Source organism: Pseudomonas sp. LBUM1646 (assembly GCF_059716165.1).
Window position 1 is genome coordinate 1349615 of the sequence record NZ_CP166810.1, and the last position, 12713, is coordinate 1362327.

Consider the following 12713-nt stretch of genomic DNA (forward strand, 5'->3'; position numbering starts at 1 on the left):
GGATTTTGTAGGAGTGCATCGTGCGTAAGTTGACTCAATTGGTTCTCCTGGCGACCGTACTGGTAGCAGGTCCGGCTTTTGCCGACATGAAAATCGCCGTCCTGAACTATCAGATGGCCCTGCTGGAATCCGACGCGGCCAAGAAATACGCCGTGGATGCGGAAAAGAAGTTCGGCCCGCAGCTGAGCAAACTCAAGACACTGGAAAGCAGTGCCAAGGGTATCCAGGACCGTCTGGTGGCCGGTGGCGACAAGATGCAGCAAGGCGAACGCGAACGCCTGGAGCTTGAGTTCAAGCAAAAGGCCCGTGACTTCCAGTTCCAGTCCAAGGAATTGAACGAAGCCAAAGCCGTTGCCGACCGTGAAATGCTGAAGCAGCTCAAGCCGAAACTGGACAGCGCTGTGGAAGAAGTCATCAAGAAAGGTGCTTTTGACCTGGTCTTCGAGCGTGGCGCAGTGATTGATGTCAAACCTCAGTACGACATCACTCGCCAGGTTATCGAGCGCATGAATCAGCTGAAGTAATCCATGACAGCGACTATAAAGCTCGGCCAATTGGCCGAGTTCCTCGGCGCCACCCTACGTGGCGACCCGGAGAAAGAAATTACTGGGCTAGCCACTTTGCAAGAGGCTGGCCCAGCTCAGTTGAGCTTTCTGGCAAACCCGCAATACCGTAAATACCTGCCGGACAGTAAAGCCGCAGCCCTGTTGCTGAAGGCCGCTGACGCTGAAGGATTTGCCGGTAATGCGCTGGTCGTGCCTGATCCGTACCTGGCTTACGCCCGTGTTTCCCATCTGTTCGATCCCAAGCCAAAGGCGGCTGCCGGTATTCATCCGACAGCCGTGGTAGCGGCGGATGCGGTGGTCGATCCGGCGGCAAGCATCGGGGCTTTTGCGGTGATCGAAAGCGCCGCGCATATTGCGGCGGGTGTGACCGTCGGGGCGCATTGCTTCATCGGTGCGCGCTGCGAGATTGGTGAGGGCGGCTGGCTGGCTCCGCGGGTCACGCTGTACCACGACGTGCGCATCGGCAAACGCGTAGTCATTCAGTCGGGTGCCGTACTCGGTGGCGAAGGTTTTGGTTTCGCCAACGAGAAAGGTGTCTGGCAGAAAATCGCCCAGATCGGTGGTGTGCTGGTCGGCGACGACGTGGAGATTGGCGTAAATACCGCCATCGACCGTGGTGCGCTGGCCGATACTATCCTCGGCAATGGTGTGAAGCTCGACAATCAGATTCAGATCGCCCACAACGTCCAGGTCGGTGACCACACCGCCATGGCCGCGTGCGTGGGGATCTCCGGCAGCACCAAGATCGGCAAGCACTGCATGCTCGCCGGCGGTGTAGGGCTGGTGGGGCATATCGAGATTTGCGACAACGTTTTCCTGACCGGGATGACCATGGTGACCCACTCGATTACCGAGCCGGGTTCCTATTCTTCCGGTACAGCCATGCAACCGGCTGCCGAGTGGCGCAAAAGCGCGGCACGCATCCGTCAGCTCGATGACATCGCGCGACGTCTGCGACAGCTGGAAAAGCGAGTAGGGGAAGTGACCCCTGGCGGTAATGCTTCATCAGATGGCTGATACCATTTCCATATCAAGTGTGCACAGCCGCTAGACTGCCTCCTTGATTTGCTAGAGGGGTGCGCGTCAGTCGCGCTCTCCCAATCTTTACATAGGCTTCCCCCCGAAATGATGGACATCAACGAGATTCGCGAATACCTGCCTCACCGTTACCCGTTCCTGCTGGTGGACCGGGTCGTGGAACTGGATGTGGAAGGCAAGCGCATTCGCGCCTACAAGAATGTCAGCATCAACGAACCGTTCTTCAATGGTCACTTCCCTGCGCATCCAATCATGCCGGGCGTACTGATCATCGAAGCGATGGCTCAGGCTGCCGGTATCCTTGGTTTCAAAATGCTCGACGTGAAGCCTGCTGACGGCACGCTTTACTACTTCGTCGGCTCCGACAAGCTGCGTTTTCGCCAGCCTGTCACCCCAGGCGATCAGTTGATCCTCGAAGCCCGCTTCATCAGCTGCAAGCGCCAGATCTGGAAGTTCGAATGCCAGGCTTCGGTCGATGGCAAGCCAGTCTGCTCCGCTGAAATCATCTGCGCGGAACGCAAACTATGAGTTTGATTGACCCTCGCGCAATCATCGATCCGACAGCCATCCTGGCTGACGACGTCGAGGTCGGCCCCTGGTCGATCATCGGCGCAGGTGTGGAAATCGGCGAGGGGACAGTGATCGGGCCGCATGTGATTCTCAAGGGCCCGACCCGAATCGGTAAGCACAACCGCATCTACCAGTTTTCCTCGGTAGGTGAGGACACGCCCGATCTGAAATACAAAGGCGAAGAAACCCGCCTGGTCATCGGCGACCATAACGTCATCCGCGAAGGCGTGACGATTCATCGTGGCACTGTTCAAGACCGTTCGGAAACCACCCTGGGTGATCACAACCTGATCATGGCTTATGCCCACATCGGCCACGACAGCGTTATCGGCAACCACTGCATCCTGGTCAACAACACCGCGCTGGCGGGCCATGTGCACGTTGAAGACTGGGCGATCCTGTCCGGCTTCACCCTGGTTCATCAGTATTGCCACATCGGCGCCCACAGCTTTTCCGGTATGGGCACCGCCATTGGCAAGGACGTTCCAGCGTACGTCACGGTATTCGGCAACCCCGCCGAAGCCCGCAGCATGAACTTCGAAGGCATGCGCCGTCGCGGTTTCAGCGAAGATGCGATCCATGCGCTGCGTCGTGCCTACAAGGTGGTTTACCGTCAGGGCCTGACGGTCGAACAGGCGCTCGGCGAACTGGCCGAACCCTCGGCACAGTTTCCGGAAGTCGCGGTGTTCCGTGATTCCATCCAGTCTTCGACCCGCGGCATCACTCGTTAATCATGGCTAATCTGCGTATTGCGCTGGTGGCGGGTGAGGCTTCCGGCGACATTCTGGGCGCCGGTTTGATGCGCGCGCTCAAGGTCCGGCATCCAGCGGTGGAGTTCATTGGTGTCGGTGGTCCGTTGATGCAGGCCGAAGGCCTGACTTCGTACTTCCCGATGGAGCGCCTTTCCGTGATGGGCCTGGTCGAAGTGCTGGGTCGCTTGCGTGAGCTGCTGGCTCGGCGCAAGAAGCTGATCGCGGATCTGATCGCCGAGAAACCGGACGTATTCATCGGTATCGACGCCCCGGATTTCACCCTCAATATCGAACTCAAGCTGCGTCAGGCCGGGATCAAGACCGTGCATTACGTCAGCCCGTCGGTCTGGGCCTGGCGACAGAAGCGCGTGCTGAAGATTCGCGAAGGCTGCGACCTGATGCTGACGCTGTTCCCGTTCGAAGCGAAATTCTACGAAGAGAAGGGCGTGCCGGTGCGGTTTGTCGGGCATTCCCTGGCCGATGCGATTCCGCTGGAAGCCGATCGCGCTGCGGCGCGGGCTGAGCTTGGCTTGCCAGACGGTCCGTTGGTGGCGCTGATGCCCGGCAGCCGTGGCGGCGAAGTGGGTCGTCTCGGTGCGTTGTTCCTCGATACCGCCCAGCGTCTGCGGGCCCTGCGTCCGGGCGTGCGATTCGTCATGCCTTGCGCCAACCCCGAGCGCCGTGCGCAGCTCGAAGAGCTGTTGGCCGGTCGCGATCTGCCGCTGACCTTGCTCGATGGCAAATCCCATCTGGCCCTGGCGGCCTGCGATGCGGTGTTGATCGCCTCCGGCACGGCGACACTCGAAGCGTTGTTGTACAAACGACCGATGGTGGTCGCCTATCGCCTGGCACCGCTGACGTTCTGGATTCTCAAACGCATGGTGAAAAGCCCCTACGTCTCCTTGCCGAACTTGCTGGCCCAGCGCCTGCTGGTGCCCGAGTTATTGCAGGACGATGCGACGGTCGAAGCCCTGGCCCAGACGCTGTCGCCGCTGATCGACGGTGGCGAAGAGCAGACCCGTGGCTTCGATGAAATTCACCGGACCTTGCGTCTGGATGCCTCCAACCAGGCGGCGGATGCCGTGCTGAACCTAATCGGCAAATCCCAATGAGCAAAACAAGCGTACAGATGGGCCTGGACTTCACCCTGGTCGCCGAAGTTGATGATCTGGTCGCCGGTGTCGACGAAGTCGGTCGCGGCCCGCTCTGCGGCGCCGTGGTCACGGCTGCGGTGATTCTCGACCCGAATCGGCCGATCCTCGGCCTGAACGACTCGAAGAAGCTAACCGAGGCTCGCCGCGAAAAGCTCTACGACGAAATCTGCGAGAAAGCGTTGAGTTGGTGCATCGCCCGCGCAGAAGTCGAGGAAATCGACGAGCTGAACATTCTGCATGCCACCATGCTGGCCATGCAGCGCGCCATCGAGGGCCTGCACATCCAGCCGAAACTGGCGATGATCGATGGCAACCGTTGTCCGAAACTGTCCATGCGCGCCGAAGCAGTAGTGCAGGGCGATGGCAAGGTCCCGGCCATCGCTGCCGCGTCGATTCTGGCCAAGGTCAGCCGCGATCGTGAAATGGCCGCTTTCGAATTGATTTATCCGGGTTACGGCATTGGCGGCCACAAAGGCTATCCGACGCCCGTTCATCTGGAAGCCCTGGCCCGTTTGGGGCCGACGCCGATCCACCGCCGCTCGTTCGCCCCGGTACGCCTGGCCTACGAAGCGCGGGAAAACCTGATCGAGAGTTAGTCGCAAGGCTGATGTTTTTCCCAAGGCCCGGTACAATCCGGGCCTTGTTGTTTTCATGACATAACGCAGGATCACTATGCCGGCTTCATTCGTTCACCTACGCCTGCACACTGAATATTCCCTGGTCGACGGTCTGGTGCGGATCAAACCGCTGGTCAAGACCCTGGTCGGCATGAACATGCCCGCCGTGGCGGTCACTGATCAGAACAACATGTGTTCCCTGGTCAAATTCTATAAAGCCTCGATGGGCGCAGGCATCAAGCCGATCTGCGGCGCCGACCTGTGGCTGTCGAACAAGGATCCGGATAACGCCCTGAGCCGGATCAGTCTGCTGGCGATGAACGCTGTGGGTTATCGCAACCTTACCGAACTGATCTCCCGCGGCTTCATCGACGGCCAGCGCAACGGCTCGATCATCATCGAGCGCGAATGGGTGGCCGAAGCCAGCGAAGGCTTGATCATGCTGTCGGCGGCCAAAGAGGGCGAAATCGGCCTGGCCATGCTCGGCGGCAACCCGGCGGAAGCCGAAGCCCTTGCGCGTGAATGGATGGCGGTGTTCCCGGATCGTTTCTATCTGGAAATCCAGCGCACCAGCCGCCCCAACGACGAAGAGCAACTGCACGGCGCCGTGGCCCTGGCCGAGAAGATTGGCGCGCCTTTGGTTGCGACCAACGACGTGCGCTTCATCAAGCAGGAAGACTTCGAAGCCCACGAAACCCGCGTTTGCATTGGTGAGGGCCGTGCCCTCGACGATCCGCGGCGTTCGAAGAATTATAGCGATCAGCAATACCTCAAAAGCGCTGAGGAGATGGCGGAGCTGTTCAGCGACATCCCCGAGGCGCTGGAAAACACCGTCGAGATCGCCAAGCGCTGCAACATCGAAGTGAAGCTGGGCAAGCACTTCCTGCCCAACTTCCCGATCCCTGATGGCATGACCATCGACGAGTATTTCCGCAAGGTGTCGTTCGATGGCCTGGAAGATCGCCTGAGTGTTCTGCTGCCCAAGGACACCACTGAAGACTACGAAGCCAAGCGCCAGGTTTACGTTGATCGGCTGAATTTCGAGCTGGATATCATCATCCAGATGGGTTTCCCCGGTTACTTCCTGATCGTGATGGACTTTATCCAGTGGGCCAAGAGCAATGGCGTCCCGGTAGGTCCGGGTCGGGGGTCGGGTGCCGGGTCGCTGGTGGCCTATGTGCAGAAAATCACCGACCTCGACCCGCTGGAATATGACCTGCTGTTCGAACGTTTCCTTAACCCGGAACGGGTATCGATGCCCGACTTCGACGTCGACTTCTGCATGGACGGGCGTGACCGGGTTATCGAATACGTGGCCGAGAAGTACGGCCGCAACGCGGTAAGCCAGATCATCACCTTCGGTTCCATGGCTGCTAAAGCGGTGGTCCGCGACGTGGCGCGGGTGCAGGGCAAGTCCTACGGCCTGGCGGATCGTCTGTCGAAGATGATCCCGTTCGAAGTCGGCATGACCCTGGAAAAAGCCTACGAGCAGGAAGAAATCCTGCGGGACTTTATCAAGGTCGATGAAGAAGCCGCGGAAATCTGGGAGATGGCCCGCAAGCTTGAAGGCGTTGTGCGTAACGTCGGTAAGCACGCCGGTGGTGTAGTTATCGCGCCGACCAAACTCACGGACTTCTCGCCGATCTATTGCGACGAGGCCGGTGATGGTCTGGTAACCCAGTTCGATAAAGATGACGTTGAAGCCGCCGGTCTGGTGAAGTTCGACTTCCTCGGCCTGCGGACCCTGACAGTCATCGACTGGGCGCTGAAAACCATCAACCGCGACCGTGCCAAGGTCGATGAGCCGCCGCTGGACATCGCGTTCATCCCGCTGGATGACAAGCCGACTTACCAGTTGCTGCAAAAAGCCGAAACGACTGCGGTATTCCAGCTTGAATCCCGCGGCATGAAAGAGCTGATCAAAAAGCTCAAGCCCGACTGCCTGGAAGATTTGATCGCACTGGTGGCCCTGTTCCGTCCGGGCCCGCTGCAATCGGGCATGGTGGACGACTTTATCAACCGTAAGCACGGTCGCGCCGAACTCGCGTACCCGCACTCGGACTACCAGTACGAAGGCCTCAAGCCAGTACTGGCACCGACTTACGGCATCATCCTGTATCAGGAACAGGTGATGCAGATTGCCCAGGTCATGGCCGGTTACACCCTCGGCGGTGCGGACATGCTGCGTCGAGCCATGGGTAAGAAAAAACCCGAAGAAATGGCCAAGCAGCGCGGCGGTTTCATTGAAGGCTGCACCGCTAACAACATCGACCCGGACCTGTCCGGTAACATTTTCGACCTGGTAGAGAAGTTTGCCGGTTACGGCTTCAACAAATCCCACTCCGCCGCTTACGGACTGGTGTCTTACCAAACGGCGTGGCTGAAAACGCATTACCCGGCGCCGTTCATGGCCGCGGTACTGTCGGCGGATATGCACAACACCGACAAGGTCGTGACCTTGATCGAAGAAATTCGCACCATGAAGCTGCGTCTCGACGCGCCGGATGTGAATACTTCGGAATTCAAGTTCACGGTGAACGACGAAGGCCGGATCATTTACGGCCTCGGCGCGATCAAAGGTGTGGGTGAAGGTCCGGTGGAGGCGATTACCGAAGCGCGTCAGGCTGGTCCGTTCAAGGATCTGTTCGACTTCTGCGCCCGTGTCGATCTCAAGCGCATCAATAAGCGTACCCTCGATGGTCTGATCCGCAGCGGTGCGCTGGATCGTCTCGGTCCTTACTTCCATGATGAGCAGAAAGCCTATCAGGCCAATATCGACCGCAACCGCGCGGTCTTGCTCAACGCGATGGAAGGGGCGATCAAGGCCGCCGAACAAACCGCGCGTACCAAGGACAGCGGTCACGTCGATCTGTTTGGCGGCCTGTTCGTTGAGGAAGACGCCGACGTCTACGCCAATCACCGCAAAGCCAAGGAACTGACCCTCAAGGAACGCCTGAAGGGCGAGAAAGACACCTTGGGCCTGTACCTGACCGGTCACCCGATCGACGAATACGAAGGCGAGATCCGCCGTTTCGCCCGTCAGCGCATCATTGATCTGAAACCGGCGCGGGATACGCAGACGGTCGCGGGCATGATCATCGCCTTGCGGGTCATGAAGAACAAAAAGGGCGACAAGATGGGTTTCATCACCCTCGACGACCGCTCGGGCCGGATTGAAGCGTCGCTGTTTGCCGAGGCGTTCCACTCCGCGCAGTCGCTGTTGCAGACTGACGCGATGGTGGTGGTTGAAGGAGAAGTCAGCAACGACGACTTCTCTGGTGGCTTGCGTCTGCGGGTCAAACGGGTGATGAGCATGGAAGATGCGCGCACCAACCTGGCCGAAAGTCTGCGCCTGAAGCTGCACACCAAGGATTTGAAAGGCGATCAGCTACGCTGGCTCGGTGAGCTGTTCAAGCGTCACCGCGGTGCGTGCCCGATCACCATGGAGTACACCAGTCCGGATGCGAAGGCCTTGCTGCAGTTCGGCGAGACCTGGCGGATCGACCCGGCGGATACCTTGATTCAAGCCCTGCGTGACCAGTTCGGGCGAGACAACGTCTTCCTCCAATACCGTTGACGGCCAGGCCCTATCGTTAGGGCCTGATCTCGACCTGAATTTTTAATCTCGACCTGAACGCGCCTCTCCCTTAAGGTAGGGCGCGAATAGACAACCGGCCGGCCCAAGCTCTCTTGGATGTCGACCCAAGACGGACGCCTATGAACCCGAATTTTCTAGATTTCGAACAGCCGATCGCCGACCTGCAAGCCAAGATCGAAGAGTTGCGCTTGGTCGGTAATGACAATTCGCTGAATATCGGCGATGAGATCTCCCGCCTGCAGGACAAAAGCAGCACCTTGACCGAAGACATCTTCGGCAAGCTGACCAGCTGGCAGATCGCGCGTCTGGCGCGTCACCCGAAACGTCCATACACCCTGGACTACATCGAACACATCTTCACCGAGTTCGACGAACTGCACGGCGACCGTCACTTCTCCGACGACGCTGCCATTGTCGGCGGTATTGCCCGTCTGGACGATGAGCCGGTGATGATCATCGGTCACCAGAAAGGCCGTGAAGTGCGCGAGAAGGTTCGCCGCAACTTCGGCATGCCGCGTCCGGAAGGCTACCGCAAGGCTTGCCGCCTGATGGAAATGGCCGAACGCTTCAAGATGCCGATCCTGACCTTCATCGATACCCCGGGCGCTTACCCAGGCATCGACGCCGAAGAGCGCAACCAGAGCGAAGCGATTGCCTGGAACCTGCGGGTCATGGCGCGCCTGAAGACTCCAATCATCGCCACCGTGATCGGTGAAGGTGGTTCCGGCGGTGCGTTGGCCATCGGTGTGTGCGATCAACTGAACATGCTGCAGTACTCGACCTACGCGGTGATTTCGCCGGAAGGTTGCGCTTCGATTCTGTGGAAAACCGCCGAGAAAGCCCCGGATGCCGCTGAAGCCATGGGCATCACCGCCGAGCGCCTGAAAGGCCTGGGCATCGTCGACAAAGTGATCGGCGAGCCGTTGGGCGGCGCCCACCGAAATCCGGCGGCTGCGGCGGCATCGATCCGTGCCGAGCTGAGCTCGCAACTGGCGATGCTGAAGAAGTTCGACAACGAGGCGCTGCTGGCCCGTCGCTATGAGCGTCTAATGAGCTACGGTCTCTGATCGATCGCTCCTGCATCACCCTGTAGGAGCAAGGCTTGCCCGCGATGGGGACGCTGCGGTTTAACTGACCGACCGCGTTATCGTTCATCGCGAGCAAGCTTTGCTCCTACAAGGTTTTGGTGTGCCCATGTCTCTACACGCAAAATTGCTCAAGCAACTTGCCCCCTGGCACGCTGCCACAACCTGGCGTATCGCCTTCTCCGGCGGCCTCGACTCCACCGTCCTGCTGCACCTTCTCGCACACCTCGCCAAAACCGAATCCCTGCCGGCGCTCAGCGCCATCCATGTCCATCACGGCCTTCAGGCTGCGGCTGATGCGTGGCCGGATCATTGTCAGTCGGTCTGTGATGCCTTGGGTGTGCCGCTGGAGGTTGTTCGCGTCCAGGTTCAGCCCGGCGCGAGCCTTGAGCGTGTCGCCCGGGATGCGCGTTATGGCGCCTTCACTGCGGCGACTCAAGTCAACGAAGTGCTTCTGACCGCTCAGCACCGTGACGATCAGGCCGAAACCCTGTTGTTCCGATTGTTGCGCGGGGCTGGGGTGCGGGGGTTGTCGGGGATGCCAAGTGAGCGGGCGTTGGGGCGGGGGCATTTGCTGCGGCCGCTATTGGATGCCAGTCGGGCGGAACTTGAGGCGTATGCCGCTGAACATCAATTGAGCTGGATCGAAGACCCTTCGAATGAGGATCGGCAGTTTTCGCGCAATTACCTGCGTCATCAAGTGTTCCCGGTGCTGACCGAGCGCTGGCCGCAAGCGCAGGCGACCATGGCCCGCAGCGCGGCGCATCTGCGCGAAGCCCAAGGGTTACTCGATGAATTGGCCTGGATCGATCTGCTCGAGGCGGGCAGCAGCAGTGATTTCGATTGGCTGGGATTACCGTCCCTGGAACTGGCTGCATTGGAAAAGCTGTCCGCTGCACGTCAACGTAATGCCTTGAGTTACTGGTTAAAGACGCGGTCACGCCTGCCGGACAGTGACCATTGGTCGGGTTGGCAAGATCTGCGCGATGCCACTGGCGATGCCCGTCCAGTCTGGCGGCTGGCGGACGGTGAACTGCACCGGGCGGGCGGGCGTATCTGGTGGTTGTCCGGTGCCTGGCTGCGTACGCCACCGGTGGCCGAACGCTGGGCGGACCCCACGTTGGCGCTGGCGTTGCCGGACAATGGCTTGCTTACACTGACCGGGCAAATCCCCGATGGCCCGCTGCATATCCGCTATCGTGAGGGAGGCGAGATTATGCATTTGCCGGATCGCGGTCACCGCGACCTTAAGCGTTTGCTTAACGAAAGGGCTGTCCCGGCATTCGCCCGTGGCAGATTGCCGCTGCTCTATCGCGGTGAGCAATTGCTGGCTGTGGCGGGGCTGCGGGGGTTGAATGGCAGTGCACGGGACGGCTGGAATTTGCATTGGCAGCCGCTGAGCGAAGATCAAGGTTTGAGCTGAAAGGGGCTTTCCGGTAGACTACGCTCCCTTCTTGATACAACTTCTGTGGATTCGCCTGAATTGCAGGAGTTGCCGATTACCAAGCAGTCTTTGCTGGGCGATTCCAAAAAATGTGTAGCGAGCAACGCACCGGTGTTTCATCTCCCGGTCTGTCCCAACGCGGCGGTTTTTTTGAAAGATGCACTGTGATTAATGCAGGTGATCGGGGGCTTCGGCCTTCCTTCGCTTTCCCCGGCGGCTCGGACCGCTTTAACGCAGACTTCTAGGGTTTTTCATGACGCGCTACATATTCGTCACGGGCGGTGTTGTTTCTTCATTGGGGAAAGGCATTGCCTCGGCTTCATTGGCGGCCATCCTGGAGGCGCGGGGACTTAAGGTCACCATGCTGAAGCTGGACCCGTACATCAACGTTGACCCGGGCACCATGAGCCCGTTCCAGCACGGTGAAGTGTTCGTCACCCACGACGGCGCCGAGACCGACCTGGATCTGGGCCACTACGAGCGGTTCATCCGCACGACCATGACCCAGAACAACAACTTCACCACTGGCCGTGTCTACGAACACGTCCTGCGCAAAGAGCGCCGTGGTGATTACCTGGGCGCCACCATCCAGGTGATCCCGCACATCACCGACGAAATCAAGCGCCGGATCATCAAGGGCGCCGGCGATGCCGACGTAGCGATGGTCGAGATCGGTGGCACCGTGGGTGACATCGAGTCGCAACCGTTCCTCGAAGCGATCCGCCAATTGCGTTTCGAAGTCGGCGCCAAGCGCGCGATGCTGATGCACCTGACGCTGGTGCCGTACATCGCCACTGCTGGCGAAACCAAAACCAAGCCAACCCAGCACTCGGTCAAGGAACTGCGTTCCATCGGCCTGCAGCCTGACGTGCTGGTTTGCCGCTCCGACCACCCGATCGACATCTCGTCGCGTCGCAAGATCGCCCAGTTCACCAACGTTGAAGAACGTGCGGTGATCGCCCTGGAAGACGCCGACACCATCTACAAGATCCCGGGCATCCTGCACTCCCAGGGGCTGGATGATTTTGTTGTCGAGCGTTTCGGCCTGCAATGTGGCGGCGCCGATCTGTCCGAGTGGGAAGCCGTGGTCGACGCCAAGCTCAACCCTGAGCACGAAGTCACCATCGCCATGGTCGGCAAGTACATGGAACTGCTGGATGCCTACAAGTCGCTGATCGAAGCGATGAGTCACGCCGGCATCAGCAATCGCACCAAGGTCAACCTGCGCTACATCGATTCCGAAGACATCGAAAACCAGGGCACTGCGCTGCTGGAAGGCGTCGACGCAATCCTCGTACCGGGCGGCTTCGGTCTGCGTGGCGTGGAAGGCAAGATCACTGCCGTTCAATTCGCTCGCGAAAACAAGGTTCCGTACCTGGGCATCTGCCTGGGCATGCAAGTGGCCGTGATCGAGTTCGCTCGTAACGTGCTGGGCTGGAAAGACGCCAACTCCACCGAGTTTGATCGTGCAAGCGGTCACCCGGTCGTGGGTTTGATCACCGAGTGGGAAGATGCCACCGGCGCCGTCGAAACCCGTACCGAAGCGTCCGACCTGGGCGGCACCATGCGCCTTGGGGCACAGGATTGCCTGCTGGAGCCGGGTTCGCTGGTTCACGATTGCTATGCCAAGGACGTGATCGTTGAGCGTCACCGTCATCGCTACGAAGTGAACAACAACCTGCTGCCGCAAATCATGGAAGCCGGCCTGAAAGTCTCCGGTCGTTCCGGTGATGGTGCGCTGGTTGAAGTGGTTGAAGCACCGGATCACCCATGGTTCGTTGCTTGCCAATTCCACCCTGAGTTCACCTCGACACCGCGCGACGGTCACCCGTTGTTCACCGGCTTCGTCAAAGCAGCGTTGACTCAACACCAGAAGAAGGCGTAATTCC

General features: G+C 59.5%; 10 protein-coding genes. All 10 read left to right on the forward strand.

Annotated features, from left to right (window positions below; translation table 11 throughout):
- Positions 1-20: 20 nt before the first annotated feature.
- The 10 genes from ACA071_RS05870 (at position 21) to pyrG (ending at position 12709) form a co-directional block, all read left to right on the forward strand.
- Positions 21-524 (forward strand): OmpH/Skp family outer membrane protein, encoded by a 504-nt coding sequence (locus ACA071_RS05870; RefSeq protein ID WP_092272436.1) that lies wholly within the window; start codon positions 21-23, stop codon positions 522-524.
- Between the two features lie 3 nt (positions 525-527).
- A complete protein-coding gene (lpxD, locus tag ACA071_RS05875) occupies positions 528-1583 on the forward strand; it encodes a UDP-3-O-(3-hydroxymyristoyl)glucosamine N-acyltransferase (RefSeq protein ID WP_497643529.1) in 1056 nt (351 codons plus the stop codon).
- Between the two features lie 108 nt (positions 1584-1691).
- Positions 1692-2132, forward strand: a complete 441-nt coding sequence (gene fabZ / locus ACA071_RS05880) for a 3-hydroxyacyl-ACP dehydratase FabZ (protein ID WP_017336708.1) — start codon at positions 1692-1694, stop codon at positions 2130-2132.
- Positions 2129-2905 (forward strand): acyl-ACP--UDP-N-acetylglucosamine O-acyltransferase, encoded by a 777-nt coding sequence (gene lpxA, locus ACA071_RS05885; protein ID WP_497643530.1) that lies wholly within the window; start codon positions 2129-2131, stop codon positions 2903-2905. Before fabZ ends, lpxA begins: the two co-directional genes overlap by 4 nt.
- A 2-nt stretch (positions 2906-2907) precedes the next feature.
- Complete coding sequence (gene lpxB, locus ACA071_RS05890; protein WP_497643531.1) at positions 2908-4038, forward strand: lipid-A-disaccharide synthase; 1131 nt, start codon at positions 2908-2910, stop codon at positions 4036-4038.
- Positions 4035-4676 (forward strand): ribonuclease HII, encoded by a 642-nt coding sequence (gene rnhB / locus ACA071_RS05895; RefSeq protein ID WP_497643532.1) that lies wholly within the window; start codon positions 4035-4037, stop codon positions 4674-4676. Before lpxB ends, rnhB begins: the two co-directional genes overlap by 4 nt.
- 76 nt (positions 4677-4752) lie before the next feature.
- Positions 4753-8274: a DNA polymerase III subunit alpha gene (dnaE, locus tag ACA071_RS05900; RefSeq protein ID WP_497643533.1), complete on the forward strand. Its 3522-nt coding sequence runs from the start codon at positions 4753-4755 to the stop codon at positions 8272-8274.
- Positions 8275-8414: 140 nt separating this feature from the next.
- Complete coding sequence (locus ACA071_RS05905; protein ID WP_497643534.1) at positions 8415-9362, forward strand: acetyl-CoA carboxylase carboxyltransferase subunit alpha; 948 nt, start codon at positions 8415-8417, stop codon at positions 9360-9362.
- 127 nt (positions 9363-9489) lie between these two features.
- Complete coding sequence (tilS, locus tag ACA071_RS05910; protein WP_497643535.1) at positions 9490-10803, forward strand: tRNA lysidine(34) synthetase TilS; 1314 nt, start codon at positions 9490-9492, stop codon at positions 10801-10803.
- A 274-nt stretch (positions 10804-11077) separates the two neighbouring features.
- Positions 11078-12709 (forward strand): CTP synthase, encoded by a 1632-nt coding sequence (gene pyrG / locus ACA071_RS05915; protein ID WP_497643536.1) that lies wholly within the window; start codon positions 11078-11080, stop codon positions 12707-12709.
- Positions 12710-12713: the final 4 nt, after the last annotated feature.